Origin of the sequence: Alloalcanivorax mobilis (assembly GCF_002864685.1) — a bacterium.
Lineage (GTDB): Bacteria > Pseudomonadota > Gammaproteobacteria > Pseudomonadales > Alcanivoracaceae > Alloalcanivorax > Alloalcanivorax mobilis.
This window is the reverse complement of sequence record NZ_NMQZ01000022.1, coordinates 54,758-80,298: the sequence shown is the minus strand read 5'-3', so window position 1 is coordinate 80,298 and position 25,541 is coordinate 54,758. Positions and strand designations below refer to the sequence as shown.

The 25,541-nt window shown below is 63.6% G+C and carries 32 protein-coding genes; 13 read left to right on the top strand and 19 right to left on the bottom strand.

Translation table 11 applies throughout. From position 1 onward, the window contains the following. Positions 1-107: 107 nt before the first annotated feature. Positions 108-998 carry an acyltransferase gene (locus tag CGS25_RS12305; RefSeq protein WP_101675648.1) on the bottom strand — a complete coding sequence of 297 codons (891 nt, stop codon included), beginning with the start codon at positions 996-998 and terminating at the stop codon, positions 108-110. A 225-nt stretch (positions 999-1,223) separates the two neighbouring features. On the opposite strand from CGS25_RS12305, the gene CGS25_RS12300 reads away from it, so the two are divergent. Next, positions 1,224-2,408 (top strand): CaiB/BaiF CoA transferase family protein, encoded by a 1,185-nt coding sequence (locus CGS25_RS12300; RefSeq protein WP_089031881.1) that lies wholly within the window; start codon positions 1,224-1,226, stop codon positions 2,406-2,408. A 57-nt stretch (positions 2,409-2,465) separates the two neighbouring features. Here CGS25_RS12300 and CGS25_RS12295 read toward each other — a convergent pair whose 3' ends face one another. From CGS25_RS12295 to CGS25_RS12285, 3 genes are all read right to left on the bottom strand, one after another. Then, complete coding sequence (locus tag CGS25_RS12295; protein WP_089031880.1) at positions 2,466-3,125, bottom strand: TIGR04211 family SH3 domain-containing protein; 660 nt, start codon at positions 3,123-3,125, stop codon at positions 2,466-2,468. Positions 3,126-3,264: 139 nt separating this feature from the next. Then, positions 3,265-3,564, bottom strand: coding sequence for a YciI family protein (locus CGS25_RS12290; RefSeq protein ID WP_089031879.1), 300 nt, complete (start codon positions 3,562-3,564; stop codon positions 3,265-3,267). After that, complete coding sequence (locus CGS25_RS12285) at positions 3,542-4,177, bottom strand: inner membrane-spanning protein YciB (protein WP_089031878.1); 636 nt, start codon at positions 4,175-4,177, stop codon at positions 3,542-3,544. Before CGS25_RS12285 ends, CGS25_RS12290 begins: the two co-directional genes overlap by 23 nt. A gap of 147 nt (positions 4,178-4,324) precedes the next feature. Between CGS25_RS12285 and CGS25_RS12280 the strand changes: the two genes are divergently transcribed. From CGS25_RS12280 to rluB, 6 genes are all read left to right on the top strand, one after another. Further along, complete coding sequence (locus tag CGS25_RS12280) at positions 4,325-5,185, top strand: PHP domain-containing protein (protein ID WP_232802390.1); 861 nt, start codon at positions 4,325-4,327, stop codon at positions 5,183-5,185. Between the two features lie 119 nt (positions 5,186-5,304). Continuing rightward, the gene (locus tag CGS25_RS12275; RefSeq protein WP_101675646.1) at positions 5,305-5,928 is read left to right on the top strand and encodes an L-threonylcarbamoyladenylate synthase; all 624 of its coding nucleotides are present in this window, start codon (positions 5,305-5,307) and stop codon (positions 5,926-5,928) included. Positions 5,929-6,022: 94 nt separating this feature from the next. After that, positions 6,023-7,237 carry a tryptophan--tRNA ligase gene (locus tag CGS25_RS12270; RefSeq protein WP_198588782.1) on the top strand — a complete coding sequence of 405 codons (1,215 nt, stop codon included), beginning with the start codon at positions 6,023-6,025 and terminating at the stop codon, positions 7,235-7,237. A 42-nt stretch (positions 7,238-7,279) separates the two neighbouring features. After that, positions 7,280-8,206, top strand: a complete 927-nt coding sequence (locus CGS25_RS12265) for a segregation and condensation protein A (protein WP_089031874.1) — start codon at positions 7,280-7,282, stop codon at positions 8,204-8,206. A 4-nt stretch (positions 8,207-8,210) separates the two neighbouring features. Beyond that, the gene (scpB, locus tag CGS25_RS12260) at positions 8,211-9,050 is read left to right on the top strand and encodes an SMC-Scp complex subunit ScpB (protein WP_198588781.1); all 840 of its coding nucleotides are present in this window, start codon (positions 8,211-8,213) and stop codon (positions 9,048-9,050) included. Next, positions 9,043-9,882 carry a 23S rRNA pseudouridine(2605) synthase RluB gene (gene rluB, locus CGS25_RS12255; RefSeq protein ID WP_089031872.1) on the top strand — a complete coding sequence of 280 codons (840 nt, stop codon included), beginning with the start codon at positions 9,043-9,045 and terminating at the stop codon, positions 9,880-9,882. The genes scpB and rluB overlap by 8 nt, the downstream gene beginning before the upstream one ends. Positions 9,883-10,015: 133 nt before the next feature. On the opposite strand, the gene CGS25_RS12250 is transcribed toward rluB, so the two are convergent. After that, entirely contained in the window at positions 10,016-10,732 is a 717-nt protein-coding gene (locus CGS25_RS12250; RefSeq protein ID WP_101675643.1) for a 16S rRNA (uracil(1498)-N(3))-methyltransferase, read from the bottom strand. A 134-nt stretch (positions 10,733-10,866) separates the two neighbouring features. On the opposite strand from CGS25_RS12250, the gene CGS25_RS12245 reads away from it, so the two are divergent. Both CGS25_RS12245 and CGS25_RS12240 read left to right on the top strand, forming a co-directional pair. After that, the gene (locus CGS25_RS12245) at positions 10,867-11,709 is read left to right on the top strand and encodes an AAA family ATPase (RefSeq protein WP_089031870.1); all 843 of its coding nucleotides are present in this window, start codon (positions 10,867-10,869) and stop codon (positions 11,707-11,709) included. Positions 11,710-11,773: 64 nt separating this feature from the next. After that, complete coding sequence (locus CGS25_RS12240) at positions 11,774-12,952, top strand: vWA domain-containing protein (protein WP_089031869.1); 1,179 nt, start codon at positions 11,774-11,776, stop codon at positions 12,950-12,952. A gap of 42 nt (positions 12,953-12,994) precedes the next feature. On the opposite strand, the gene CGS25_RS12235 is transcribed toward CGS25_RS12240, so the two are convergent. Then, on the bottom strand, positions 12,995-13,894 hold the full coding sequence (locus CGS25_RS12235; protein WP_101675642.1) for a DMT family transporter: 900 nt from the start codon (positions 13,892-13,894) through the stop codon (positions 12,995-12,997). Positions 13,895-14,004: 110 nt separating this feature from the next. Here CGS25_RS12235 and CGS25_RS12230 point away from each other — a divergent pair, with 110 nt between their 5' ends. The 3 genes from CGS25_RS12230 to bioA all read left to right on the top strand — a co-directional run bounded on the left by CGS25_RS12230 (position 14,005) and on the right by bioA (position 17,558). Beyond that, the gene (locus CGS25_RS12230; protein ID WP_101675641.1) at positions 14,005-14,925 is read left to right on the top strand and encodes a LysR family transcriptional regulator; all 921 of its coding nucleotides are present in this window, start codon (positions 14,005-14,007) and stop codon (positions 14,923-14,925) included. Positions 14,926-15,123: 198 nt separating this feature from the next. Next, a complete protein-coding gene (traF, locus tag CGS25_RS12225) occupies positions 15,124-16,206 on the top strand; it encodes a conjugal transfer protein TraF (RefSeq protein ID WP_157933823.1) in 1,083 nt (360 codons plus the stop codon). 74 nt (positions 16,207-16,280) lie between these two features. Then, positions 16,281-17,558: an adenosylmethionine--8-amino-7-oxononanoate transaminase gene (gene bioA / locus CGS25_RS12220; protein ID WP_089031865.1), complete on the top strand. Its 1,278-nt coding sequence runs from the start codon at positions 16,281-16,283 to the stop codon at positions 17,556-17,558. Between the two features lie 9 nt (positions 17,559-17,567). Here bioA and CGS25_RS12215 read toward each other — a convergent pair whose 3' ends face one another. Continuing rightward, positions 17,568-18,326: a metallophosphoesterase gene (locus CGS25_RS12215; RefSeq protein ID WP_089031864.1), complete on the bottom strand. Its 759-nt coding sequence runs from the start codon at positions 18,324-18,326 to the stop codon at positions 17,568-17,570. A 12-nt stretch (positions 18,327-18,338) separates the two neighbouring features. Then, entirely contained in the window at positions 18,339-19,139 is an 801-nt protein-coding gene (locus CGS25_RS12210; protein ID WP_089031863.1) for an alpha/beta fold hydrolase, read from the bottom strand. A gap of 316 nt (positions 19,140-19,455) precedes the next feature. On the opposite strand from CGS25_RS12210, the gene CGS25_RS12205 reads away from it, so the two are divergent. Continuing rightward, positions 19,456-19,857, top strand: a complete 402-nt coding sequence (locus CGS25_RS12205) for a hypothetical protein (RefSeq protein ID WP_101675639.1) — start codon at positions 19,456-19,458, stop codon at positions 19,855-19,857. Positions 19,858-19,884: 27 nt separating this feature from the next. On the opposite strand, the gene CGS25_RS19025 is transcribed toward CGS25_RS12205, so the two are convergent. The 11 genes from CGS25_RS19025 to CGS25_RS19020 form a co-directional block, all read right to left on the bottom strand. After that, a complete protein-coding gene (locus CGS25_RS19025) occupies positions 19,885-20,058 on the bottom strand; it encodes a hypothetical protein (protein WP_157933822.1) in 174 nt (57 codons plus the stop codon). Further along, a complete protein-coding gene (locus CGS25_RS12200) occupies positions 20,058-20,243 on the bottom strand; it encodes a hypothetical protein (RefSeq protein ID WP_101675638.1) in 186 nt (61 codons plus the stop codon). The genes CGS25_RS19025 and CGS25_RS12200 overlap by 1 nt, the downstream gene beginning before the upstream one ends. A gap of 2 nt (positions 20,244-20,245) precedes the next feature. Next, positions 20,246-20,548: a hypothetical protein gene (locus CGS25_RS12195; RefSeq protein ID WP_101675637.1), complete on the bottom strand. Its 303-nt coding sequence runs from the start codon at positions 20,546-20,548 to the stop codon at positions 20,246-20,248. Continuing rightward, complete coding sequence (locus tag CGS25_RS12190; RefSeq protein ID WP_198588780.1) at positions 20,548-21,165, bottom strand: hypothetical protein; 618 nt, start codon at positions 21,163-21,165, stop codon at positions 20,548-20,550. Before CGS25_RS12190 ends, CGS25_RS12195 begins: the two co-directional genes overlap by 1 nt. Then, a complete protein-coding gene (locus CGS25_RS12185) occupies positions 21,165-21,578 on the bottom strand; it encodes a hypothetical protein (RefSeq protein WP_101675636.1) in 414 nt (137 codons plus the stop codon). The genes CGS25_RS12190 and CGS25_RS12185 overlap by 1 nt, the downstream gene beginning before the upstream one ends. Next, positions 21,578-22,978 carry a hypothetical protein gene (locus CGS25_RS12180; RefSeq protein WP_101675635.1) on the bottom strand — a complete coding sequence of 467 codons (1,401 nt, stop codon included), beginning with the start codon at positions 22,976-22,978 and terminating at the stop codon, positions 21,578-21,580. The genes CGS25_RS12185 and CGS25_RS12180 overlap by 1 nt, the downstream gene beginning before the upstream one ends. Before the next feature lies 1 nt (position 22,979). Beyond that, positions 22,980-23,450, bottom strand: a complete 471-nt coding sequence (locus CGS25_RS12175) for a hypothetical protein (protein ID WP_101675634.1) — start codon at positions 23,448-23,450, stop codon at positions 22,980-22,982. Between the two features lie 334 nt (positions 23,451-23,784). Beyond that, positions 23,785-24,036 (bottom strand): hypothetical protein, encoded by a 252-nt coding sequence (locus CGS25_RS12170; protein ID WP_101675633.1) that lies wholly within the window; start codon positions 24,034-24,036, stop codon positions 23,785-23,787. Beyond that, positions 24,036-24,320, bottom strand: coding sequence for a hypothetical protein (locus tag CGS25_RS12165; RefSeq protein WP_101675632.1), 285 nt, complete (start codon positions 24,318-24,320; stop codon positions 24,036-24,038). Before CGS25_RS12165 ends, CGS25_RS12170 begins: the two co-directional genes overlap by 1 nt. A 23-nt stretch (positions 24,321-24,343) precedes the next feature. Beyond that, a complete protein-coding gene (locus tag CGS25_RS12160) occupies positions 24,344-25,192 on the bottom strand; it encodes a major capsid protein P2 (RefSeq protein ID WP_101675631.1) in 849 nt (282 codons plus the stop codon). A gap of 12 nt (positions 25,193-25,204) precedes the next feature. Further along, positions 25,205-25,369, bottom strand: a complete 165-nt coding sequence (locus CGS25_RS19020) for a hypothetical protein (RefSeq protein ID WP_157933821.1) — start codon at positions 25,367-25,369, stop codon at positions 25,205-25,207. Positions 25,370-25,541 lie beyond the last annotated feature (172 nt).

Sequence of the window (25,541 nt, the reverse complement as noted above, 5' to 3'; positions counted from 1 at the left end):
CCGCGCCGGGCCCTTACTATAGGCAAATCTGGTGGCGCGCGGAAAGGAGTGTTTGAAAATCCTCGAAGGGAAGGGCGAAAAACGCCGAAAAAATAGTCGTCGCGGCCTCAGGCGGACAGGCGCGCTTCCAGAAGAGCGTCTTTTTCCGTCCAGATTTCACTGATCCAGGCCTGAAAGCGTTGGCGGAATTCCGGGTCGTTTTCATAATCGCCTTGCGCCGCCCAGACCGGAATCGGCCGTTGCCGGATGGTCACCTCGACCTGTCGCATGGCGCCGCCGAGAAACCCCAACAGCGAACGGCTGGTGCCCGGTGGGTAAACAATGGTGACGTCGAGCAGGCAGTGCAGGCGGCCCGCCATCGCCTTCAGGGTGAAGGCCGCTCCGCCGGCCTTGGGCTTGAGCAGGTGGGTGTAGGGCGAGGCCTGTTGGTCGTGTTTGGCGCGCGTGAAGCGGGTGCCCTCCAGGAAGTTCATCACCGACACCGGGAAGTGCGCGTACTTCTCGCATTGCTTACGCGTGGTTTCCATGTCCTTGCCGCGCAGCTCCGGGTGCTTTTCCAGCCGGGCGCGGGTGTAGCGTTTCATGAACGGAAAATCCAGCGCCCACCAGGCCAGGCCCAGCAACGGCACCCAGATCAACTCCTGCTTGAGGAAAAACTTCAGCGATGGCACCCGGCGGTTGGTGACTTTCTGCAGCACCAGGATGTCGGCCCAGGACTGATGATTGGAGGTCACCAGATACCATTCATCGCGTTTCAAACCCTCCAGACCCTGGACCCGCCAGGAGACCCCGCTGAACAGGCCAATGATGGCGTTGTTGGTGGCCATCCAGGTTTCCGCGATCCACACCAGAATGCGGGCCAGCGGCACCTGGGCGGCGTGGAAGCGCAGCACCAGGCGCAACAGCGCGAAAACATAAAGGGGCAGAATCATCACCAGGGTGTTCAGGAAAATACCCACCAGGGCGAGGCTGCCACGAATTTTGATCCAGCTGCTCATGCGGTGAAAACCTTTTGTTGATATCGGTCGGCGTCGCGCCGGTGGCTCGCGGAGCGCCAGGCAGGGCTCCAGGTTAGCAGCATTGCATGCTAACGGAGTTCCGCCCCTGGCCCCATGTCAGATTCGGTCACCCGCACGGCCGGCTTTGCCATTGGCGCGGGTCGCGCCAGCGTTTAGGGTTGCCGGCAACATTATCAGTGACCGTTTCCCAAGGAGCGCCTATTCATGAGCGGACCGTTGTCTGGCCTCAAGATCCTCGACTTTTCCACCTTGTTGCCCGGGCCCTTCGCCACGCTGATGCTGGCGGACATGGGCGCCGAAGTGCTGCGCGTGGAATCCCCCACGCGCCCGGATCTGGTGCGGCTGATGCCACCTTCCGAGGACGGCGTGTCGGCGGTGCACGGGTATCTGAACCGCTCCAAACGGTCGATCGCCGTGGACCTGAAAAAACCGCAGGGCCGTGACCTGATTCTGCGTCTGGTGGAAGACTACGATATTGTCATCGAACAATTCCGGCCCGGCGTCATGGATCGCCTCGGGGTGGGCTACGAGGCGCTGAAAGCGGTTAACCCGGCGCTGATTTACTGCGCCATCACCGGCTATGGCCAAAGTGGCCCCTACCGGGACCGGGCCGGCCACGATCTCAATTATCTCTCCATCGCCGGCATCACCGCCTACAACGGCCGTCGCGACAGCGGTCCAGCGCCAATGGCGTTTCAGACCGCGGACATCGCCGGCGGCTCCTGCCACGCGGTGATGGCGGTGTTGGCGGCGGTGATTCACCGTCAACACAGTGGTGAAGGCCAGCACCTGGATATTTCCATGACCGACGCGGCGTTCAGCCTGCATGGTTTAACGGCGCCGGGGGCGCTGCTGGCCGGCCAGGACCCACAGCTTGAAGGCACCCGGCTCAATGGCGGCAGCTTTTATGATTGTTACCGCACCCGCGACGGCCGCTACCTGTCGGTGGCCGGTCTGGAACCGCAATTTTTCAGCCAGTTCTGCCAGGCGATCGGCAAGCCCGAGCTGATCAACCTGGGCATCAGCATGGACGCGCAGGACGTGGCCCGGGTGAAAGAGGAGATCGGTGCGGTGATCGGCGCGCGGGACTGTGCGCACTGGTGCGAAGTGTTCGCCGGTCTGGACTGTTGCGTGGAGCCGGTGCTGAGCTTCAGCGAGGCCGCCGCCCATCCGCAGCTGCAGGCGCGCGGCATGGTGGTGGAGGTGCCGGCCGGCGAGGGCGGCGCCAGCCAGCGTCAGGTGGCGTCACCGTTCCGTTTTTCCGCCACGCCGGTGGCCTACCGCTTCACTGGCGCGCGTCTCGGCCAGCACAATCGCGAGGTGCTGCGTGAACACGGCTTCCCGGAAAGCCGCATTGATGAGCTATTGGCGGCCGGCGCGATTGCCTGAGCGCTGCGGCGTCGATCGGGCGCGTCGCCGGGAGTGGTGGCTACGCGCCTTAGCGGCTCAGTTGGTCCAGCTGCCGCGCCGGCGGCCGGATTTCGATTTCAGAAGCAGGCCGGCGATCACGCCGAGGATCAGAATGCCGACGCCGGTGATCCACTTCCGCGAGGTGGCGTCGTTGCGCAGCATGGCGTTCTCCGCTTTCACCTGATCCAGCTCGGAGCGCAACATGCTCAGCTCCTCGTTCAGGCGGCGGTTGGCCTGATCCAGACGAATCGGGTCGGCGGCCACATCGCGCAGCTGTTCCAGCTCGTTGCTGCGGCTGTCCAGCGAGGCTTTCAGTTCGTCGCCGCGGCTGGTCAGGGCGTTGCGCTCACCCTCCAGTTCGTTCAACCGGGTACGCAGCTCCGCCATCTTGCTGCTGAGTTCATCGTTTTCCTTGCTGACACGCTCAAGCTCAATGCCGGCGGTGGGCGTGGTACTGATGTACTGCTTGCCGATGTAACCCTCGATGCTGCCATAGCGAATGTGCGCCCAATCGCCATCGTTACCCAGAAACTCGATGCGGGTGCCGCTTTTAATGCCGCGATGGACGATCCGATACTGGCCGCCGGCGCCAGCGCGCACCGGCACGTACACTTCGTCGTCCACCCAGGCGGTGGCGGCGAACAGGGGGGTGGCGAACAACATCGCCAGGGCAAAGCTCAAACAGCGCAACCGCATCGGCTCACTCCTTAAATAACAAGCGGCGGAGTTTAGGCAATTCACTCTCGCGGCGTCGGGTCGGCTTTCACATTTCCCGAGCCGGGCAAGGTGGCATTGTAAAATATGGGGGTGTGGGGGGCGTGGTGCGTGCCCGCAATCAGGGCAAGACCGCCTTGAACGGCTTCACCGTGACCGAGGCGTACACGCCGGCGGCCTGATAAGGGTCTTCGCCGGCCCACTGGCGGGCCTGTTCCAGTGATGGGAATTCCGCCACCACCAGCGAGCCGGTGAAACCGGCGTCGCCGGGTTGCTCACTGTCCACCGCCGGCAACGGACCGGCCAGAATCAGCCGGCCCTGATCGCGCAACGCCTCCAGGCGACGCAAATGAGCCGGGCGTGCGGATTGCCGCAGGGGCAGGGAATTCGGCACGTCTTCACTGATGATCGCGTACAGCATCGTCATCCTTTTTTTTCGGGTCTTTGGAGTCGGAGTGGAACAACCGCTTGCGGTCGGCTTCCGGGATGCGCTTATAAAAGAACACAAAGGCGCCCACGTAGAACACCATCTGGATCGCGGTAAAGCCAAACAACTTGAAGTTGACCCAGAAGTCGGTGCTGAAGTTAAACGCGATATAGAGGTTAAGCAGGCCGATAAAGATGAAGTAGAGCACGAAGGCCAGGTTAAGAATCACCCAGTCGCGCCGGGCCATCGGCACCACGCTCCCGAAGGCGCCGGTCATCAGCCCCTCGCAGAGCCGCTGTAGCAGGTTGCGCTCGCGCAGCAATTGACCGATCAACAAGGCGCCGGCCAGGGCGAAGCTGATGATCGAAGGGCGCCATTTGATAAAGACGTCGTCGCGCAGTGCCAGCGTCAGGCCGCCAAACACCAGGGTGACCGCGAACACACCCAGATGCAGCCGATTCCAGCGTTTGAAAATCAGCCGGCCGGCGAACACCTGGAAGGTGGTGGCGGCGATGATGCCCCAGGTGGCGAGCATGATATCCCGGCCAGTGAGAAAATAGAGGCCGAAAAACACCACCACCGGGAGGTAGTCGAACAATTGTTTCATGGACAGGTTTCCTTACCGGGACCGTCGATGGTATCGGGAAGAGCACGGGAAAACCATATCGGAGGCGCTGTTCGGAGCCCGCGCGCCGCGAAGGCGGCCTCCCGGCGGTTGCGTTAGCATGCTACCGTGTAGCCCGTTTCGATCACCATGAGCCTGATTATGTTCCACTGCCCCGATTTTCACAGCCATTCCCTGGCCTCCGACGGCGTGTTGACGCCGGCGGAGCTGGTGGCGCGGGCGGCGGAGTATGGCGTCGATGCCCTGGCGTTGACCGATCACGACACCCTGGATGGGTTGGAGGAGGCGGGCCAGGCGGCATCCGAGCACGGCATTACCCTGGTGCCGGGCATCGAATTATCGGTGTTGTGGGGCAGCCGGGAAATCCACGTGCTGGGCCTGTGGCTGGACACGTCCAGCGCCACCCTGCTGAAGCGGGTAAAGGCGCAGCAAGAGGCGCGGCGGCAGCGGGCGATCCGCATTGGCGAGCGCCTGGACCGCGCCGCCCGCCTCAACGGCACCTACGCCAAGGCCTGTGCACTGGCCGGCAGCGATTTCCCGGGCCGGCCCTGGTTCGCGCGGGTGTTGGTGGAAGAGGGCGCGGTTCGCGATCAGGGGCACGCGTTCAATCGTTTTCTGAAAAAGGGGCAATCCGGATTCGTGGCGACGCCCTGGGTGAGCCTGGAGCAGGGCGTGGCCGATCTGCTCGCTGGCGGCGCGATCCCGGTGCTGGCCCATCCCCAGGCATACCAGCTCACCCGCAAACGCCTGCGCGAGCTGGTGCGCGATTTCCGCAATGCCGGCGGGCTAGCCCTGGAAGCGCTGATGCCCGGGCTCAGCCCTCATCAAGCGGCGTTGTTGGAAGAGTGCTGGCGACATTTCGACCTGGCCGTGTCGGCGGGCAGCGATTTCCATTCGCCGGCGCAGAAGTGGTTACGGCTGGGCGGCGTGCCGCCGTTTCCCGCCGATGCCACGCCGGTGTGGGCGTTGCCGGGTGCCGGCGGGGGATAAATAAGGGGTTTTCAGTTTTCAGGGGAGGGGGCGGCCACCCTGCGGTCTGCCTTGCGCTGTTCCCTGTTTCGCCCATGCCGCTTGCATGGGTCGGGTCATGGGGCGCAAAATCGCGCCCCATGACTGACGTGCTGCATATTCACCCGGAAACCCCCCAGCCGCGCCTGATTCGTCAGGCAGTGGATGTGATCCGCCAAGGCGGGTTGATCGCCTATCCCACCGACACCACCTATGCGCTCGGTTGTGGCATCGGTGAAAAAAACGCCCTTGAGCGACTGATCCGTTTGCGCCGGCTGGATGATAAACACCAGTTCACATTGCTGTGCCCGGATCTGTCCGTGCTGGCGTTGTACGCAAAAGTGGAAAACCCGGATTACCGCCTTCTCAAGGCGCACACGCCCGGGCCCTACACCTTCATTCTGAAAGGCACCAGCGAGGTGCCGCGCCGATTGATGCACGCGAAGAAGCGCACCATCGGCATTCGCGTGCCGGATCATCCGATCTGTATGGCGTTGCTGGCCGAGCACGGCGGGCCGATCATGACCTCCACCGCGCACCTGCCCGGCGATGAGTTTCCGCTTTCCGATCCGCAGGACGTGCGTGATTTCCTGCGCGATCAGGTCGATCTGGTGATTGATGGGGGCTTCTGCGGCATCACCGAAACCACGGTGATCTCGCTGGCTGATGGCGAGGGCCCCGAAGTGGTGCGTGAAGGCGCCGGCCCGCTGGACGCCATTTTCTGATCAAATCCGGGGCTGGCACCATGCCAGCCCTGTCTTTACCCCGCCTCTTCCCTTTATAATCGCCGCTTTCCCGCTATTACGACAGGAGTCGGGTTTGAGTTCCGTGGTTCCCTCTCAGCGAGTGGTATCAGGCATGCGCGCCACCGGCCGTTTGCACCTGGGTCACTACCATGGCGTGCTCAAGAACTGGGTGCGTTTGCAACACGAGTACGAGTGTTTCTTTTTTGTCGCCGATTGGCACGGGCTGACCACGGAATACGAAGATCCGAGCCGCATTGAAGGGCATGTCTGGGACCTGGTGATCGACTGGCTGGCCGCCGGCGTTAACCCTGGCTCCGCGACGCTGTTTATCCAAAGCCAGGTGCCCGAGCACGCCGAACTGCATTTGCTGTTGTCGATGATGACACCGTTGTCCTGGCTGGAGCGGGTGCCGCCCTACAAAGACCAGCAGGAAAAGCTCAAGGAACGGGATCTGGGCACCTACGGGTTCCTGGGGTACCCGCTGCTGCAGTCCGCGGACATCCTGATCTATCGCGCCGGCCAGGTGCCGGTGGGCGCCGATCAGGTGGCGCACGTGGAATTGACCCGTGAGGTGGCGCGCCGCTTTAACCATCTCTATGGCCGCGAACCGGGCTTCGAGGAAGCGGTGGAAGCGGCGATCAAGAAGATGGGCAAGAAACAGGCGCGGGTCTACCTGGACAATCGCCGCAAGTATCAGGAACAGGGCGACGAGTCGGCGCTGGAAACCGCCCGCGCCCTGGTGCAGAGCCAGCAAAATATCACCCTCGGCGATAAAGAGCGCCTGAGTGGCGATCTGGAAGGCGGTGGCAAAGTGATTTTGCCCGAGCCGCAGGCCCTGCTGACACCGGCCTCGAAAATGCCCGGCCTGGATGGTCAGAAAATGTCCAAGTCCTATGGCAATGGCATCAGTTTGCGCGAGGAACCGGCGGACGTGGACGCCAAGGTGCGGCGCATGCCCACCGACCCGGCGCGGGTGCGCCGCAGTGATCCGGGTAATCCGGATCGCTGCCCGGTGTGGCAATTCCACCAGGTGTACTCCGATGCGGCCACCCAGCAGTGGGTGCGCGAGGGCTGCACCAGCGCGGGCATCGGCTGTCTGGATTGCAAAAAGCCGGTGATCGAGTCGATCCAGGAGGAACTGGAGCCGATCCGGCGCCGCGCGGAAGAGCATTTGCGTAACCCGGACCTGGTGCGCACGATTGTTTCCGAGGGCTGCGAAGAGGCCCGCGAGGCGGCCCGCGCCACCTTGGAAGAAGTGCGCTCAGCGATGGGGCTTCAATACCGCTAGCGGGCCCGGCCCGCCCGCGAACCGACAGGACGGTCAGCGTGTATGAATGAAGTGGTGGATCAACCGGCTCCGGGAGGCAGCGCCAATCCGTTGGCGCCACCGGGCCCGCACCAGGCGGAAATGCCGTTTGGGTTGGTGTACGGGCAGGCGATTACCAAGCTGCCGGATGATCTGTATATCCCGCCGGATGCTCTGGAAGTGTTTCTGGAAGCGTTCGAGGGACCGCTGGATCTGCTGCTGTACCTGATCAAACGCCAGAATCTGGACATTCTGGATATTCCGGTGGCGCAGATCACCAGCCAGTACATGAAGTACGTTGAGCTGATGAAAGCGCTTAACCTGGAACTGGCCGCCGAGTATCTGGTGATGGCGGCGATGCTGGGCGAGATCAAGTCGCGCAGTCTGTTGCCGCGGCCGTCCCATGAGGACGAAGACGAAGGCGACGATCCGCGCGCCGAGTTGATTCGCCGTCTGCAGGAGTACGAACGTTTCAAGCAGGCCGCCGAAGACATCGACAGCCTGCCGCGCCAGGAACGGGATTTTCAGATCGCCGCCGCCCGGCGCCCGGATTTCGTGCGTGAAAAAGCGCAGCCCGACGTGGACATGCGCGAGCTGTTACTGGCGCTCAAGGAAGTGCTGTTCCGGGCCGACATGTTCGAGAGCCATCAGGTGTCGCGGGAAAAGCTGTCCACCCGGGAACGCATGTCGATCGTGCTGGATCGCCTGAAGGGCCGCGAGTTTGTCCCGTTCGTCGAGCTGTTCGACGCCGGTGAGGGGCGGCTGGGGGTGGTGGTGACGTTCCTGGCGCTGCTGGAACTGGTCAAGGGGTCGCTGATTGAGCTGATTCAAAGCGACACCTTTTCACCGATCCATGTGAAGGCGAAGACGCTGGTGTTCGAGGAAGCGGAGACGCTCGCCGCCCTGGAGCTTGACGATGAACCGGCCAACGACGACCCGGAGGGAAGCTGACGCCGTGGAGCCAGAACAGATCAAACGCATCGTCGAGGCGGCGATTTTCGCCGCCGACGGCCCCCTGGACCGGGATGCCCTGCTGCAGTTGTTCGACGAGCAGGAGCGCCCGGCCCGGGATCAGCTGTCCAGGCTCATGGAAGAGATCGCCGTTGATTATCAGGAGCGCGGCATCGAACTGCGCGAAGTGGCTTCCGGATTCCGGTTCCAGGTGCGCACCGAGCTGGGCCCCTGGGTCAGCCGGCTGTGGCAGGAGAAACCGCCGCGCTACAGCCGGGCGATCCTCGAGACGCTGGCGCTGGTGGCCTACCGCCAGCCGATTACCCGAGGCGAGATCGAGGAGATTCGTGGGGTGTCGGTGAGCTCGCACATTATCAAGAGCCTGCTTGAGCGGGGTTGGGTGCGGGTGGTCGGCCACCGCGATGTGCCCGGCCGGCCGGCGATGTTCGCCACCACCCGGCAGTTTCTTGATTACTTTGATCTCAAGAATCTGGAGGCGTTGCCGCCGCTCTCGGAGATCAAGGATCTGGATAAATTCAACGAAGAGCTGGAGCTTAGCGATGTGCCCGAGCAGCGCGAGCCCGCTAGCGGCGAAGAAGGCGATGCCCCGGCAAGCGGGCCAACGCCGTTCGCGGCCTACGACGACGAGCCGGAGATCGATGAATCGACGCTGATGAGCATCGATAAGGTCGACCTGGTGAACTCCGGGTTCGAGGCGGAGTTCCGCCGTAAAGCGGTGGCCGGGCAAGGCGAAGACAGCGACGGGGGCGATGCCGCCCCTGCCCAAGCGCACCAGCAGGCGCCCCAGGCGCCCAACGAGGACGAGTCATCGCCCCATGAGTGAGAAATTACAGAAAGTCCTGGCCCGTACCGGGTTGGGATCACGCCGTGAGCTGGAGAAATGGATTGCCGATGGGCGCGTTTCAGTGAACGGCAAGGTGGCGACCCTGGGCGACCGGGTGGAGCCTGACGATACAGTGAGAGTGGACGGCAGGATCATTCGAGTGAAGGCGGAAGAAGACATAGTTCGGCGCGTGATCATGTACCACAAACCCGCGGGGGAGGTGTGTTCGCGCAACGACCCGGAGGGGCGTCCCACGGTGTTCGACAACCTGCCCCGATTGCAGGGCATGCGGTGGGTGCAGGTGGGCCGGCTGGACATCAACACCACCGGTTTGATGTTGTTCACCACCGATGGCGAGCTGGCGCACCGCCTGATGCACCCCTCCAACGGCTTTGTCCGTGAATACGCGGTACGGGTGCGCGGTGAACTCACCGAGCAGAAACGCCAGGCGATGCTCGAGGGCGTGCTGTTGGAAGACGGCACCTCCCAGTTTGATGCCATCGAGGACGCCGGCGGCGCCGAAGAGGGCGCCAACCACTGGTACAAGGTCAGCCTGACCGGCGGCAAATACCGGGAAGTGCGGCGTTTGTTCCAGTCCCAGGATCTGGAAGTGGCACGCCTGATCCGCATCCGTTTCGGCGAACTGACGTTGCCCTCGCAACTCCGCCAGGGGCGCTGGCAGGAACTGACCGCCGAAGAGATCAAACCACTCACCGAGCAGGTCGACCTCAAGGGCAAGAAATACACCGGTCTGTATGGCCGCGCCCGCCTGCGTCACCAGCGCGGCACCCGCCCGCCACGCAAGCCACGCCGTAACCCCTACCGTCGCTGACGGGCGGGGCTGGCAGGCCCCGTTCGCGGTCGGCTTCGTAGACGGGTTTTGACTTTGACTGTGTAGGAGCAGGCCCAGCCAGCGAAGGGTTTGTCTGTTCCGCCGCCCTCATTGATCGGCGCCCAATGGCCGCCTAGGGCAACCGCATCACGCCACCGACCAGGGCGGGCAGGGCGGTCTCGACGCGCAGAATGCGGCTGCCGAAGCGGTGACACTGGAAGCCGTGCGCTTGCAGTAATTCGATTTCATACGGTGTCCAGCCGCCCTCGGGGCCGATCGCCAGGGTCACCGGCCCGGCCAGCCCGCGCGGCAGTTCCGGGTAATCGCCGGGGTGGGCGAGCAGGCGTTCGCCGGGGCCGGCCCAGTCGTCCAGGCGGTCTTCCACGAACGGCCGGAAGCGCGGCTCGAGGGTCAGCGTTGGCAGCACCGGGTCGCCGGCCTGTTCCAGCCCGAGCAGCAGTTTTTCCTTCAACAGTTCGCCTTTCAGGTTGGGCGTGCGCCAATAGCTTTTGTCCACCTTCCAACTGTTCAACAACGCGATGCGCTTGATGCCCAGGCTGGCGGCGTCGATCAGAATCCGTTTCAGCATTTTCGGCCGGGGCAACGCCAGCAGCAGGGTCAGCGGCAGCGCGGCCACGGGCTGAGAATCTACTTTAAAAGAAATATGCACGTCATTGTTTTCTATGGAAAAAATCCTTGCCATTCCGGTGCCCTGATCGAGCAGGCCGGCGCGGCAGTGATCGCCTTCGACCAGTTTCAGAACGCCCAGCACATGGCGCGCCTGCCGGGGCGTCAGCCGCCAGCGGTCCTGTTGCAGATGTTGTTCGGGGTGCAGCAGCAGCAGATTCATGGGCGGGGATTATGGCACAGCGGCGCCCCGCCTGACGCAATCCAACCGCTCCATGGCGATTCTGGCCCTTTGCGGGCCGGCGGCGGGTTGCTAGAGTGCGCAGCATTATTTATCGATGATGTGGAGAAACTCGCATGCAGTTTCAGGGCACCGAGAAGTACGTCGCCACCGAAGATCTGAAGATGGCCGTGAACGCGGCCATTGCCCTGCAGCGGCCGCTTCTGATCAAGGGCGAGCCGGGCACCGGCAAAACCCTGCTTGCCGAGCAGGTCGCCGAGGCGCTGGGCAAGCCCCTGCTGTCCTGGCACATCAAGTCCACCACCAAGGCACAGCAGGGCCTGTATGAGTACGACGCGGTCTCCCGTCTGCGTGACTCTCAGTTGGGCGCCGAGGGTGTCGAGGACGTCGCCAACTACATCAAGAAAGGTAAGCTCTGGGAGGCGTTCGCCGCCGACGAGCAGGTAGTGCTGCTGATCGACGAGATCGATAAAGCCGACATCGAATTCCCCAACGATCTGCTCCAGGAGTTGGATCGCATGGAGTTCTTTGTCTACGAAACCGGGCAGATGGTACGCGCCGAGAAGCGGCCGATCGTGATCATCACCTCCAACAACGAGAAAGAGCTGCCCGACGCCTTCCTGCGCCGCTGCTTTTTCCACTACATCAGCTTCCCGGACGCCAAAACCATGATGGAAATCGTGGACGTGCATTTCCCGGAGATCAAGAAAGAGCTCGTCACCGAGGCGCTGGAGATTTTCTTCGACCTGCGCAAGGTGCCGGGCATGAAGAAAAAGCCCTCCACCAGCGAATTGATCGACTGGCTCAAGCTGCTAATGGCCGACGACATCCCCGAAGACGTGCTGCGCAACCGCGACACCAAGACCGCGGTGCCGCCGCTTTATGGGGCGCTGGTGAAGAACGAAGCGGATGTGCAGTTGCTTGAGCGGCTGGCGTTCATGAGCCGCCGGGAACGCTGATACGCGGCATATCGCCCGGCCAGCCGTGCCGGGCGCGTCAACGGATCGCGACTAGAGGTTAGCTATGCTGATCGGTTTTTTCGAGGACCTCCGCGCGCACCGGGTGCCGGTGAGCATGCGCGAACTGCTCGACCTGTGCGATGCCCTTAAGCACCATGTCGCCTTCGGCTCGGTGGAGGATTTCTACATGCTCTCCCGGGCGGTGATGGTCAAGGATGAAAAATACTACGACCGCTTCGACCGCGCCTTCGCGCACTATTTCGACGGTCTGGAAAGCATCGAGCCGGAATGGCTCAGCCAGGCGATCCCCGATGAATGGCTGCGCCAGCAGATTGAGAAGACGCTGAGCTCCGAGGAACGGGACAAGCTGCAGGGGCTGGGCAGCCTGGAAAAGATCCTCGAAGAATTGAAGAAACGCCTGGAAGAGCAGGAAAAACGCCACCAGGGCGGCAACAAGTGGATCGGCACCGGCGGCACCAGCCCGTTCGGCGCCGGCGGCGAAAACCCGGAAGGCATCCGCATGGCCGGGGAATCGCGCAACAAGCGCGCGGTGAAGGTCTGGCAGAAGCGTGAGTTCCGGAACCTGGACGACTCCGTGGAGTTGGGCATTCGCAACATCAAGCTGGCCCTGCGCCGGCTGCGCAAGTTTGCCCGCACCGGCCGCGAAGACGAGCTGGACATGGACGACACCATCCGCTCCACCGCCCGCAACGCCGGCTTGCTCGACATCAAGATGCGCGCGCAGCGGGAGAACCGCGTCAAGGTGTTGTTGTTCCTCGATGTGGGCGGCTCCATGGACCCCTACATCAAGCTCTGCGAAGAGCTGTTCTCCGCCGCCCGGCTGGAGTTCAAGCACTTGGAATACTTCTATTTCCACAACTTCATCTACGAATACGTGTGGAAGGACAACCGCCGCCGCTGGGACGAGAAGACCGCCATGTGGGACGTGCTGCACAAGTACGGCAGCGACTACAAAGTGATCTTTATCGGTGACGCGGCGATGAGCCCCTACGAGGTGAACTCGGTGGGCGGCTCGGTGGAGCACTGGAACGAGGAGCCCGGCGCGGTCTGGTTCCAGCGCATCAAGGAGACCTTCGAGAAAGTAGTGTGGATCAACCCGGAGCCAGAGCGCGCCTGGCAGATGACCACCTCCACGCAATGGATCAAGCAACTCAGCGAAGACAAAATGTACCCGCTGACCCTGGAGGGCCTGGAGCGGGCGATGCGCTATCTGAGCAAATAATCCGCGCCGGCGACCGGCGGCGGCCCTGCCGCCGCTTTCTCTCTAGGCTCTTCCTTTTACCAGTTTCAGCGAGCCCACGCTCACCAGCACCACCACCATGCCCAGCCATTGCAGCGGCGAAAGCCGCTCGTCCGGGAACACCATCAGCGCCACCACCACGGTGACCACCGGCCCGAACATGGACAACATGCCGGCCTCGGCCGCGTTGGCCCGGCTCAGACCCTCGAACAGCAAAAAGAACGGCAACACCGTGGAAAACACCACCATCAACAGCATCCAACCGAGCGCTTCCGCGCTGATCCGCAACTCGGAGGCGGGCAGGGCGGGCAGCAAAAACACCAGCATGGCGATCAGCGTGACGCTGTTGGAGAGCTGATTGAAGCGCACCGATCCGAGCGGCCGGGTGAGGCTCTGGCTGGTGCGCCAGAACACCGCGTAGCAGGCGGCGGCGCCGAAACCGAACGCCAGGCCGGCGACGCCCACCGCACCGCCGTGCCAGCCGGGCAGCAACAACAAGGCGGTGCCCAGCCAGGCGCCAGCGAACACCAGCAGCCGGGGCCACCCGGGCAAGCGGCGTTGCTCCACGGTTTCCAACACCATCACCATGGCCGGAAACAGGTACAGCACCAGGCGCGACAGGCTGGCGCCAAGCTGATCGATGGCGTGGAAATCGCACCAGGCGCTGACAAAAAACAGCATCCCGGTAAAGCCGCACAGCAGCCACTGGCGGCGGCTCAGCGGCGGTTTGGGTTTGCCGCGATTGAGCCAGGCGGCGCCGGCCCAGAACAGCGGCACCGCCAGAGCGAACCGCCAGATCAGCAAGGCGTTCACCGACACCTGCTGCTGGTAGATCAAACGGGCGAAAATGCCCTTGAAGGCCATGGCGAAGGTGGCGACAGCCACCAGCGCCAAGCCGGACCGCAACCAATGGCGGGTGTTCATGGTGACTCCAGGCTCTGTGCCGCGAAAAAAAGGAGAATGGGCCAGATATTGCTATTCGCCAAGCGGAACGGGAAACTATCAGATATTCGCATTTCGCATATCTGGCGCCCATGGATCTTAAACAACTGAGAATATTTCTGCGTGTGGCGGAAACCGGCAGCCTGGTGGGCGCGGCCCGCCAACTGGATCTCTCCCAGCCCTCGCTAAGCCGGCAGATCAAGCAACTGGAACAGGATCTGGGCACGCCGCTGTTCCACCGTACCGGCCGGGGTGTGCAGCTCACTGACGCCGGCCGGCTGGTGCGCGAGCGGGCACAATTACTGCTCGATCAGGCCGCCGCGCTGGAGCAGTCGCTGGCCACGCGCACCGCCCAGGTGTCGGGAACGCTGAGTTTCGGCTTGCCACCCAGTCTCGGCGTGCGGGTCACCGGGGCGCTGGTGGAGGCGTATCGACAGCGCTACCCGCTGGTGCATCTGCGGCTGTTCGAGGCGCTCAGCGGCGACCTCAGTGAGCGTCTGCTTAATGGCGGCCTGGACCTGGCGATCCTCTACGGCAGCGCCATCAGCAACAACCTGGCGGTGCAGCCGCTGGGCTGGGAAGACCTGCACCTGATCTGCACACGGGACCGCCCGGAGGCGGTGCGCGGCGCCGTGGCCCTGGCGGAATTGACCCGCCTGGCGTTGATTCTGCCAGACCAGCGCCACGGCTTGCGGGCCCTGCTGGAGCACTACGCGTTTCGCGAGAACCTGACGCTGAGCGTCGATATAGAAGTGGACTCCCTGCGCGTGCAGCTTGATCTGGTGCGGCGTCGGCTGGGCTACACGGTGCTGCCGGCGCTGACCCTGGACGCGGTTGAGCAATACCGCGACCTGATCGCGGTGCCAATTGTCTCGCCCACGCCACGCCGCCGTTGCATGCTCGCCTGGCGGCGCGGCGAAGCCAGCGGCGCCCCGGCACGCGCCATGGGCGAAATGATCCGCGCCCGCTTCGCCCTGGAGAGCAAAGCCCCACCGCCGACCACTGAAAACTGAAAACCCACTGGTTCTCTGACCTCCCGGTCAAATCCGCCGAGCTTTGTAAAATCACCCCCTGTTTTTACCTTTCAGGGGTTTTTGCGTCGGGCTGAATGCCGCATAGTACCTGGCATTGCCGTTTGGTCGGCGATTTTTCAGTTGTAAATTGGTTCGGGGATTCACGGGATGCGCTTTACCGGCTCTGTCTGGCTTTTGATGCTGGCTTCATCGCTGTGCGGTACCGCCGTGCGCGCGGCACCGCCCGCTTCGGATCCGCTCGATCCCGCGTCGGACGTCTATTGCGATGCGCCGGTGGTGCCGGCGATCAGCCAGAGTCTGGCCGGCAACAGCGGTTTTGCGTTCAATCTCAGCGCCCAGGCCAAGGACGAGCGGGACACCTTTTACGACAATCTGGCCATGGTGACCGAATCCAGCGATCCCCGTTCCGCCCGCCCCACGGTGGTGATGCAGCGCATCGACAGCCAATCCATGCAGATGGAAGTGGGCGCCGGCGTGCGCATTGATCTGCCGGTCAATCCGGTGGCGCTGGCCCTGGAGATCAGCAATCACACCACGGTCGCCACCGCCTTCAATGGTGACAACGACGAAGAGCGCCTGTGGGGCAGCAACCCGTTCGCCGATCCGGGTTCCGCGGAGCAGGCCGCGGACATGCTCGGCGATGGCAGCACCGTGTCCGAAGCCGGGCTGACCCTGGCGCGGGCGTTTGGTAAAGGCGCCGGAGCCTATCGACTGGACGCCTCATTGAAGGCGGAACGGGTCGATCTGTACAACTACGACATGGCCAGCACCGGCTATTACCGGCCTCTGTCGGCCACCGGCACCAATCTTCTCAGCGAACGCCAGGGCTTTAATTTCAAAGCGGGCCTGGCCAAATCCTTTGGCGATCTGGACATGGCATTGAATGTGGCCAACCTGTTCCCGCGCGGCGGCGAAGAGGTAACCCAGGCCGTTTATGAAAACCAGACCCAGGCCAGCGTCGCCACGTCGCTGGATTGCGGTTGGTCCACCGCGCGCCTTAATCTGACCTGGAACGCCCGCGAGGGGTATCAGGCGGTGCCCGATCAGCGTTACGCCACCGCCGGCATGAGCTTCGCCCCGCAGCGCAACCATCCGCGCATCAACGTGGGCTACCGCCACGACCTGATCGGCGATCTGGGCTCCACCGCGTCGCTCGGGTTGGGCTTCACGCCACTGAAGCGGCTCAATCTGGACATCGCCGGCACCAAGGGGCAGGGCGACGTGTACGGGGTGATGGCGCGGCTTGGCCTGCGCCTGTAATCGCAACCACCGCTTGAGTCGCGCCCGTGGAGTTGGCAAGGTGGCCCTCCACTTTGTGACGCGGCGGTTTCGTTATGCCCCCCATTGATCTCGCGTTTGATCGCGACCACCTCTGGCACCCCTATACCTCCACCTCCCGGCCATTGCCGACCTACCCGGTGGCGCGCGCCGACGGCGTCTACATCGAGTTGGAAAATGGCCGCCGGCTGATCGATGGCATGTCGTCCTGGTGGGCGGCGATTCACGGTTACAACCACCCGCGCCTGAACCAGGCCGCCGCCGATCAGCTGCAGCGCATGGCCCATGTGATGTTCGGTGGGCTCACCCACGAGCCGGCGGTGGAGCTTGGCAAGCGCCTGGTGCGGCTGACACCGGAACCTTTGCAAAAAGTGTTTCTCGCCGACAGTGGCTCGGTGTCCGTGGAGGTGGCGATCAAGATGGCGCTGCAGTTCTGGCTCAGCCAGGGCAAACCGGAAAAGCACCGGCTGGTGGCGCTGCGCAACGGGTATCACGGCGATACCTTCGGGGCGATGGCGACCTGCGATCCGGTCAACGGCATGCATCATCTGTTCAGCAGGGTGCTGCCGGCGCACCTGTTCGCCGAGGCGCCGCGCACCGGTTTCCACGAAGACTGGGACGAGCGTGATCTGGACTCGCTGCGCGAACTGCTGGAGGGCCACGGCGATGAAGTGGCGGCGGTGATCCTGGAGCCGGTGGTGCAGGGCGCCGGCGGCATGCGGCTGTATCACCCGGAGTACCTGCGCGGCGCCCGCCGCCTGTGCGACCAACATGGCGTGCTGCTGATCTTCGATGAGATCGCCACCGGCTTCGGCCGCTCCGGCAAGCTGTTCGCCCTGGAACACGCCGGGGTCTGCCCGGACATTCTGTGTTTGGGCAAGGCGATCACCGGCGGCTACATGACCCTGGCCGCCACCCTGTGCACCGACCGGGTGGCCGCCGGTATCTGCGAGGGCGAGGCCGGGGTGCTGATGCACGGCCCCACGTTCATGGGCAACCCGCTGGCCTGCGCGGTGGCCAACGCCAGCATTGACCTGCTGCTGGACAGCCCGTGGCAGAGCAGGGTGGCGGCCATTCAAGCGCAATTGGAACGGGAACTGGCGCCGTGCCGTGAATCATCGCGGGTCGCCGACGTGCGGGTGCTCGGTGCGATCGGCGTGGTGGAACTGAAACAGCCCTGTGACGTGGGCGAAGTGCAAAGAGAACTGGTGGAGCAGGGTGTCTGGATCCGGCCCTTCGGCCGGTTGGTGTACATCATGCCGCCGTTCATTATCGAGCCGGAGCAGCTCAGCGCCCTGACCGGGGCCATCGTCGCGATCACCGCGGACGCCTGATGCGGATCGTTATAGAACGATAACCCGCCGTTCATCGAAGAGGGCGTCCTCGCCCTGGTAACCGCGCTGATTGGAGACCAGCCGGCACTCGCCCACGGTGGTGTCCACGGAGATATGGGTATGCCCATAAATCCACAGGTCCGCCTGGCTCACCAGATCGTCGAGCAGGGAAAAAAAGGCGCCGTCCAGCGGGCCGGGGGAAAAACGCGGATGCGCGCAATGCCGGGACGGCCCGTGGTGGCTGATCACCACGGTCGGCCCGTCAAAGGGGCTCGCCAGCTCCTGGCCAAGCCAGCTCACCGAAGCGCGGTGGCGCCGTAACGCCTGCTCCGGCGTATAAGCAGCACCCGCCGAGCGGATTAAACGGTGATCCGGCAACCTCGCCCCAGCCACCGCCATGCTCTCAGCGACATCGCCGGCGGTGCCGGCGCGGTAGTCGGTCCACAACGTGCAACCGAGAAAGCGCACGCCGTGCAGATCCAGACGCTCGTTCTCCAGCACGGTCACGCCGGTGCCGCGGGCGCAATGTCGCAGGGCACGCAGGTTGGCACCGATGTCCTGGCCATAATGTTCGTGGTTGCCCGCCACATAGAGAATCGGTTTACCCAGTTGCCGCGCCTGATCCGCCGCCCAGCGCACGCCGCGCGCGCCGGTGTCGATGTCGCCGGCCAGCACGATCACATCGCAATCCACCTGGGGCAGGCTTGGCGGTACCGGCTGATCGCGCAGCAGTTCGTTGTGCAAATCACTCAGGGCAAGAATACGCACCGGCTTTCCCTTTTATTGGCCAGACGAGGGCGGCTCGCCCAGGAAGTCGGCCACCCGGGCCAGCACCGCCGCCGGCGTCTGGCGGTGTGGTACATGCCCGACACCCGCTAACAACGCCACCGTGGCAGCGCCGCCAGCCAGCCCGGCGAGGCGCCGCGGATGGGCCGGCGAGCCGAATTCATCCCGCTCGCCATGCAGGGCCAGCAACGGGCAGCGGATTTCGGGCAGCCACGGGTCCAACGACCAATCCGCGAAGCCCGGGTCAAGCCAGGTTTCGGTCCAGGCGTCCAGCACCCAGCGGGCCTTGTCGCCATGGTGTTTTCGCAGCCGGTCAAGCTGGCCGGGCGCCGCGAAACTCTGCTTGGCGTCGCGGATTCCGGCCAGGGTCAGCGGCTCCACGAAGGCCTGTGCCGATTCCGTGATCAACGCTTCGCAGCGGAGCCCGGCGGTGGCCGCGCAGACCACCGCCATGCCACCGCCGACACTGTGCCCCAAAGCCACGAAACCGCCGGTCAACTCGAATGCCCGACAAAGCGCCGCGAAGCCGGTGTACGCCTCCTTCTCAACGAAATCCCGTGGCAGCCGGCCGGGGTAGGGGTCCGAACGGCCAAACCCGAGCCGGTCATAGGCGATCACGTCGCGGCCGGTGGCTTGGCACAGCGCCTCTGGAAATTCCCGCCACAACGCCAGGCAGCCCAGGGAATCATGGAACAGGACGATCGGTGCGTGATCTGACCGCGCCGCGCGGTTGGCGGACCAGCGCGCCGCGAACAGGCGGCCCTCCGGCGTGTCGATGTGGGTTTGCTCGGGCATCGGGCACCTGGGTCAGTGTGGCTGGTGAAGCGGTCTCGATCGGGTGCACAGTGTAGTCGGCGAGCAGGAGGGATTCACGGTGCCAGGAAAAAAAACACCGGACCGGGAGGAAAACGATGAGGGTCTTCGGAGTATTCGTTGATTGCCTGATTTACCCTATTTAACATAATATACATTACACGTAGTTCAGGATGAACACGCACCGCCAGGAACAGAAACGACGCCGCCCGTCAAGACCCACCGTGACGGCCCCGCGATTGTCCTACAGGATTCGGGGCCTTTTTAGACTATTTCATTACAAACGGGATCGGATGTTATGCGTAAACAATATCAAGCGGTGCGCGTTGAATGCCCCTGGACCGGCGAAACCGCGCACCTGTCACCCTGGCACGCCGCAAAATTCACAGGCCGCAGCGTGCGCACCGCGCAGCGCTGGGCCGCCGGCGCCCGGCCAGCGCCTGCCGATCTGGCGGCGCTCAGGCTCCACGCGCTGGGGATCATTCCGGATGACCGGTGGCACCATTTCCGGCTCAGGCGCGGCATGCTGGTCCACCTGGACACGAACGAAACCTGGACCCCGGAGCAACTGCGCACGTCATGGGCGTTGTTTCAGATGGCCGCCGACTACCGCGCTCTGCGCCGCCGGCCCGCCGCTCCGGTGCTGCACCTGGCACCCCAGGCGCCGGACATAAAAAAGCCCGCTATGAGCGGGCGTTAAATCCGAATAAACAAATGGAGAAACTGACTAACAGTCAGTGTCGCGACCGAACACGTCAGGCCACACGCCGCGCTCCAGCCGGCTAATACGCCGGTTGGCCTCCTTGTTCTCCTTGCGGATGCTCAGGAGGATCGCGACCGTGGCGACTTGCGCAGCCGCGCCACCGCCCAATACTGCCTGCAACAGTGCGCCCACGTCCATTATTCGGACTCGGCGCCCTGGCCCAGGCCATCGGCGGCGCTGTCCACGGCGTTGCCGGCGCTGGTGGCAATGGTGCCAATCACTGCCGGCGGCAGGCCGGTGGCGGTCAGCGCGGAGCCCACGATGGCGGCGATCAACAGCTTGCCCCAGTCGCCGGCGAACAGTTTAGAAATCCAGTTTTTCATTGTTAGAGCCCATCCATGATTGTGTCGCGTGAGTAGTGTTCAGGGTTTTGCAAGCGCCACCAGAGCGGCGCCGTTTCGGGGTTCAACCCGTACCCCTCGCCCGGATGCGTGACCTCATACAGCCACCCGCCCAGGGTCCAATCCGTGTCACCACTGACGGCCTGCCCTACGCCGTTCACCGTTTGGTTCACCACGTTGCCCGGGTTCGCCGGGTTCAGCATGTTGCGCGCCCGGTACACCAGATACCCGCCGACCAGCAGCGCGCCGCCGATCACCCAGGCCTGTTTGTCGGTGACCAGCGCCATTACCAGCCCGCCGCCTGGATCGCCTGATCGAGCAGCGACGCGGTGTAGGGTTGCTGACCGTTTTCGTGTTTGATGATCGCGCCGACCAGAGCGCGCAGCTCGCCCAGGTCCCATTGCAGCGGCACGTCCGCGCTCACGCCCATGGCGCCGGCCACGGCGTTGACGTAGGCACCGGTGTTGTTCTCCACCGGCGGCGCCCACCGATTGATGATGCCGCGCACGGTGTACAGGCCGTACAGGTCGCGATAGTTGCGCAGGATTTTTGCCAGGGCTCGGATGCCGTAGAGCGGCGCCCTGAACTGGAAAAATGCGGTGTCGGTTTGCGTGTCACTGAGCCCCTGCCATGCGTCGGCGGATCGCCGGATGTTGCCGGGGTTGTTGTTGCGGATGCCTCTCGGCAGATTCGGGTCCATATTCATCGGTCCATCCGTGGACGCGCCAGCGCCGTTGTTCGCGACGGTGTTGAGCAGTTCATCAATGATTCCGCCCAGCACCGTATCCGTGCCTGTGCTGCTGGATGCACCAGGGGCCGGCGTGGTACCACCGCCCTGCCCGGCCTGCCGTTGCCAGACCCACCACAGGCCGGCACCAACTCCGATCAGAGCCAGCGGCCACATTACCCGCAGCTACCCACTACGAGCGGTTGAGCGATTGAGAGCCACGTTTTCACGGCGGCGGTGCCGGCCCCCTCAGTGGTCACCGTTGCGCGAACGTGCAAACGCTGGCCACCGCCGACGCCGAACAGATCGACCTCCCGCAACACACCAGTAGTCGCGCCAGCAGAGAAACCCACCTCAATGCTGTCTACCACGGTGCTGCCCGCGAGCAGCTCGACGGTTACGACGCCGGCGCTGACCTCGCTGGCCGTCAGCTCCACCGCCCACTCAGCGGCGATGTACTGGAGCCGCGACAGGTCGCCCAGGCGATCCCGGAACCACTCTGGAGTGTCGTAGGCTTCGCCCGCCGCAGTGAGACCAAACGCTGGCGCGCCGGGCTCAAATTGAATCTGAGTTTTATTTGCGAATTCCATCAGAGCAGCCCCTCCCGGAGCGTTATTTTCAGGGTTTGAGGGAATGTCCCGTAGGCGTCATCAACGAGCCCGGCAGCGGCGAACGATTGCCCGCCCGCATCGATCACGCGGGGACTGATTCCGTTCAGGTTGTCGGCCACCACGGCGTAGACATAATCAAGATAATCTGCCGGCATGAATCGCCCCGTGTAAATTTCCAGCGCGGCGCGCAGCAGCTCTCCGGAGAGCATCACCGATCCGTTAGGCTGACGCTCCGCCGCCACCAGCGCACGCGATACAACACGATCACGGCGCAGCATGCCGGCACCGGCGCAGCTCGATACGCTCCCGGAAACCGTCAACGTCTGATCGGTAGCAGAACAGCGCGACAGCACCCCGGTGCTCCCGATCCTAATCAGATCACCACGGTGATCCAGCGCCACTCCGGATAGCGTTCCCGCGCCGTCCATTGCCGGCAACTTGCCCTCGCTCTCCGGTACCGTCTCCAGGGTGACGGCGTCCAAAATAACGGCGGCGTTGTCGAATCCCCCGACACCGACCATGTACAACAGTCCGCCGTAGACAACGAGCGACTTTGTTGAGTGATCGACTGAAACCTGCCGCAGCACCGTGCCGCTCATATCCATCATCACGACAGTATCGGACTGGCCACTGGCGCCTTCGGTTTTTACGTAGATTCGGCCATCGCCCACCGTCATAGCCCGCAAATACAGATACCCACCTGTGAGCCCAGTGGGGAACTTACGCCGAAACGAAAGCGCCGCCGCGTCGTAGCACCAGATCGCCACATGTTTTGTTGGCAGCGTCTCACGCACCGCGATCCATAGCTCTCGGCCCACCTGAACCCCCATGGCGTCGCCCGCGTCGTTATCGAACCCGGCCAGCTCGGAATAGCCGCCCTCTGGATCATAGACGCGCCAGGGTGCCGAGTAGTTACCAACGACAATACGCCCGTCATCCAGCGGGATCGGCCGCCCGTTTGCCGGCGTCGGCAGCCCGGTGCCGATCACTGCCATTTGCTGCCCGGCGTTGTACGAAACCGGCGTGATGTTTCCGAGTGCGACCCGCAGCGCCACGGTTGAACGGGTGTCATCGACAAACTGACCGTCACGGCCCCGGATACCGGGGTTTACGGTGACCTCGCCCTGGATGGTCTGGCGGTTGTAGCTGCCCCGCCCGACAGTGAAGATCACCGCCACCGGGTTTTCGTTACCCCGGTTCTCCACCTCGAAACCATTAAACCCGCCGGCGGGGCGCCAGAGGTCGCCGGTCATCATTTCGACCGGTTCGCCCTCGATCAGCACGCGCACGGGGCGGTCTGACCATTTGCAGTAGATGTAATCGCCGGCGGTTTTGATCTGGATCAGCTCACCGGGGGCGAGCGTGCGACGGTGGTCCATATCAGGCGCTCCGGCTAATCAGGTAGGCGCCGGCGGCAGCAGCCACGGCCAACGCGGTGTATTTGAATGCGGATTGCATGGTTTCAGCGCTGTCACTGGTGGCGGCGCTTTGGGCGAAATCGAACGCCCGGCTGATCTGCTGGCTCTGTTGCTGGTCGCGCCACTCCATCGATGAAAACGCATCGGATATCACGTCGCGGTTCGCGTTGAGAGCGGTTTCTACGGTGTCGGTGTTCGCGTCCAGCGCGGCGTTGCCGAAGCCGAAGGCCTGCTCGAACGCCGTTGACGCGATGCCCTGGTTTGCCTCCAGGGCCGCCGCGACGGCGCCGTGATCGGTGGTGTTGACGGTTACGTCGCCGCCCGCTTTGCCGATATTGAGAACGTCACCCGATACGCCCGAGTTGGAGAAAATGTTGTCCTCGCGGACATTGGTGACGCTGGTCGATTGTTTGGAACTGCTGCTACTCGCCACTCTGTTATCACTCCCGCGTTTTGTAGCCAGCGCCCCCAGCGACCGTAGAGGCGCGCATGGGCGGCGGTGTCCGCCTCACACTGAAACCGCTGAACCCCGGCGCCGGCGGCCTGTTCGATCACCGCCCGGGTGATCGCGTAGGCGCCCGGCCCCTGGCAGGCCTGGAACGCCCCGACCAGGCCATCGGCATCCCGCCATATCTCGATCACCACTACACTGCCGGCGGCGGTGAACGCGGCGACCTCGCGCCGTTGCCACATGTCTCGCAGCTCGACGGCGGCCTCTGTTCCTGTGCTGGCCACCACAGCGGCATGAACCGCCGGGCACCAGCGCGTTACTTTTTGCGCTTCCACACCAGCAGCAGCACCAGCGCCGCAGCGCCGGCCAGCATCATGGTGTTGGGTGAGAGCGCCGGCAGGCCGCCGGTTGATGACGTTGCCGTTCCGCCGGCGCCCGCGAAGTTCACGACCGGCCCGCCCATGTCCACGGCACCGGTGAAGGTGTCGCCCACGGAGCTCGGGCCGGCGTTGCCGAATGACGAGCCCTGGCCGCCCATCCCGCCGAGTAGTCCGCCGATGCCCACCATCAGATGCGGCTCGCAATCAGGTAGACGGCGAGACCACCCAGGACCAGCATGGCCGGGGTTTTCCACTGTTGGAGCGTGGCGCGGATCGCGTCGGCCTGTTGCTGGGCCACTGCCGCGTCACCGGCATAGGGCGCCGGCGACGCCTCCTGGTTGACGGTTTCCGGGCGGCCCTGCTGCTCGGAAACCCAATCGCCAACCTCATTTTTCACGTACTGCTGGGCGCCGGTGTTAACCGTCTCCCAGGCGTCGCCGAACGTGTCGCCGATCTGAGACCAGATGCTCATGCGGTTCCCCTACTCCGGCCCGTTTACGCGACCAGCGCGCCGATGTACTCGGTGATGATCCCGAACGACGGCGCCGCCTCGGTGAATTCGAGCTGGAGGCGGAACGACTGTGCACCGATAGTGCTGATCCGCAGGCCGCCGTAGCCGTATTCAGACCGGTCGATCAGCGTGTAGCCGGCGGGCTGGACGCGGTAACCACCCTCCAGAATCACGCCGTTGTTGATCGCCCGGGAGCGGTCGAAAATGATCCGGTCATCCCGTTTGATTTTGATCCGGGAAATTTTATCGGTGGCCAGGAACATGCGGCGGATAAACGCCCGGTTGGGGCGGTTGTAATCCAAATCCTGGATGTCCAGCTCACCGGCGCCGCCGGCGTTGCGAGACGTTTTCACGAAGTGGCGCACAATGCCGGCGCCACCGGGCACCGCGTTGCTCACGGTGGCCCAAATTTTCAGTTGCGGGTCCACAGCCATGGCGCCGCTGATTTCAATCTGCACCTCGGCGTTAGTGATCTCGCCGGGTTGCGGATCGGCGCCAGCAGGGCGGCCCACGTTGAGCGCGGTTTCTTCCTCGGATTCGCGGATGCGACCGTGGATTTTATCGAACGGAACCAGCAGGTAACCGAGGTCACCGGCAGCCGGCAATTTGTCGGCCTGATTCATCATGTCCTGTTCGGTAAACGAGTAGCGGCGGACCGTCTCGGTGTTCGCCTTTACGCGGATTTCCGGGTAGTCGGCGAGCACGCCGGTGTACTCGATCCGCAGATGATGGAACCGCAGGCCGCGCGGCAACTGGAACGTGGCCACACCGCCCTTGCTCACCCCGTTCGGAGTGGTCAATTCAATTTCGTTACGCTCGATTGCGAGAGGCATTTTGCGTCCCTGCTATTTGCCGGCGGCGCGGGCCACCGCTTGGAGCGGGCCAACACCGGATTTACTCATTAACAACAGCACACCGCCCACGGCGATGGCTGCTATCACGGAACTGACCACGATCTTCGGGTCAGTGTTTTGTCGGACGTAGCCGACCGGATCGCTGAGCGCGTCCATTAGCCGTTCAGCAGGGTTTTACCCTGGCTAGTGCGGTTCAGCACGGCGATAACAGCAACGGCCATCGCGACGGTAATCAAACGTGACTTGTTCATCGGTAGTGTTCCCACGGTTGTTTAGCAAACCACCGGGTGAAAAAGGCGCACATCCCTGTGCCTCTCCATCCCTGTCC

What these genes read in the sequence shown, in the direction of transcription:
- CGS25_RS12305 (WP_101675648.1), bottom strand. Translation starts at nt 998, where the DNA reads ATGAGCAGCTGGATCAAAATTCGTGGCAGCCTCGCCCTGGTGGGTATT.
- CGS25_RS12300 (WP_089031881.1), top strand. Translation starts at nt 1,224, where the DNA reads ATGAGCGGACCGTTGTCTGGCCTCAAGATCCTCGACTTTTCCACCTTG.
- CGS25_RS12295 (WP_089031880.1), bottom strand. Translation starts at nt 3,125, where the DNA reads ATGCGGTTGCGCTGTTTGAGCTTTGCCCTGGCGATGTTGTTCGCCACC.
- CGS25_RS12290 (WP_089031879.1), bottom strand. Translation starts at nt 3,564, where the DNA reads ATGCTGTACGCGATCATCAGTGAAGACGTGCCGAATTCCCTGCCCCTG.
- CGS25_RS12285 (WP_089031878.1), bottom strand. Translation starts at nt 4,177, where the DNA reads ATGAAACAATTGTTCGACTACCTCCCGGTGGTGGTGTTTTTCGGCCTC.
- CGS25_RS12280 (WP_232802390.1), top strand. Translation starts at nt 4,325, where the DNA reads ATGAGCCTGATTATGTTCCACTGCCCCGATTTTCACAGCCATTCCCTG.
- CGS25_RS12275 (WP_101675646.1), top strand. Translation starts at nt 5,305, where the DNA reads ATGACTGACGTGCTGCATATTCACCCGGAAACCCCCCAGCCGCGCCTG.
- CGS25_RS12265 (WP_089031874.1), top strand. Translation starts at nt 7,280, where the DNA reads ATGAATGAAGTGGTGGATCAACCGGCTCCGGGAGGCAGCGCCAATCCG.
- rluB (WP_089031872.1), top strand. Translation starts at nt 9,043, where the DNA reads ATGAGTGAGAAATTACAGAAAGTCCTGGCCCGTACCGGGTTGGGATCA.
- CGS25_RS12250 (WP_101675643.1), bottom strand. Translation starts at nt 10,732, where the DNA reads ATGAATCTGCTGCTGCTGCACCCCGAACAACATCTGCAACAGGACCGC.
- CGS25_RS12245 (WP_089031870.1), top strand. Translation starts at nt 10,867, where the DNA reads ATGCAGTTTCAGGGCACCGAGAAGTACGTCGCCACCGAAGATCTGAAG.
- CGS25_RS12240 (WP_089031869.1), top strand. Translation starts at nt 11,774, where the DNA reads ATGCTGATCGGTTTTTTCGAGGACCTCCGCGCGCACCGGGTGCCGGTG.
- CGS25_RS12235 (WP_101675642.1), bottom strand. Translation starts at nt 13,894, where the DNA reads ATGAACACCCGCCATTGGTTGCGGTCCGGCTTGGCGCTGGTGGCTGTC.
- CGS25_RS12230 (WP_101675641.1), top strand. Translation starts at nt 14,005, where the DNA reads ATGGATCTTAAACAACTGAGAATATTTCTGCGTGTGGCGGAAACCGGC.
- traF (WP_157933823.1), top strand. Translation starts at nt 15,124, where the DNA reads ATGCTGGCTTCATCGCTGTGCGGTACCGCCGTGCGCGCGGCACCGCCC.
- bioA (WP_089031865.1), top strand. Translation starts at nt 16,281, where the DNA reads ATGCCCCCCATTGATCTCGCGTTTGATCGCGACCACCTCTGGCACCCC.
- CGS25_RS12210 (WP_089031863.1), bottom strand. Translation starts at nt 19,139, where the DNA reads ATGCCCGAGCAAACCCACATCGACACGCCGGAGGGCCGCCTGTTCGCG.
- CGS25_RS12205 (WP_101675639.1), top strand. Translation starts at nt 19,456, where the DNA reads ATGCGTAAACAATATCAAGCGGTGCGCGTTGAATGCCCCTGGACCGGC.
- CGS25_RS19025 (WP_157933822.1), bottom strand. Translation starts at nt 20,058, where the DNA reads ATGGACGTGGGCGCACTGTTGCAGGCAGTATTGGGCGGTGGCGCGGCT.
- CGS25_RS12200 (WP_101675638.1), bottom strand. Translation starts at nt 20,243, where the DNA reads ATGAAAAACTGGATTTCTAAACTGTTCGCCGGCGACTGGGGCAAGCTG.
- CGS25_RS12195 (WP_101675637.1), bottom strand. Translation starts at nt 20,548, where the DNA reads ATGGCGCTGGTCACCGACAAACAGGCCTGGGTGATCGGCGGCGCGCTG.
- CGS25_RS12190 (WP_198588780.1), bottom strand. Translation starts at nt 21,165, where the DNA reads ATGTGGCCGCTGGCTCTGATCGGAGTTGGTGCCGGCCTGTGGTGGGTC.
- CGS25_RS12185 (WP_101675636.1), bottom strand. Translation starts at nt 21,578, where the DNA reads ATGGAATTCGCAAATAAAACTCAGATTCAATTTGAGCCCGGCGCGCCA.
- CGS25_RS12180 (WP_101675635.1), bottom strand. Translation starts at nt 22,978, where the DNA reads ATGGACCACCGTCGCACGCTCGCCCCCGGTGAGCTGATCCAGATCAAA.
- CGS25_RS12170 (WP_101675633.1), bottom strand. Translation starts at nt 24,036, where the DNA reads ATGGTGGGCATCGGCGGACTACTCGGCGGGATGGGCGGCCAGGGCTCG.
- CGS25_RS12165 (WP_101675632.1), bottom strand. Translation starts at nt 24,320, where the DNA reads ATGAGCATCTGGTCTCAGATCGGCGACACGTTCGGCGACGCCTGGGAG.
- CGS25_RS12160 (WP_101675631.1), bottom strand. Translation starts at nt 25,192, where the DNA reads ATGCCTCTCGCAATCGAGCGTAACGAAATTGAATTGACCACTCCGAAC.
- CGS25_RS19020 (WP_157933821.1), bottom strand. Translation starts at nt 25,369, where the DNA reads ATGGACGCGCTCAGCGATCCGGTCGGCTACGTCCGACAAAACACTGAC.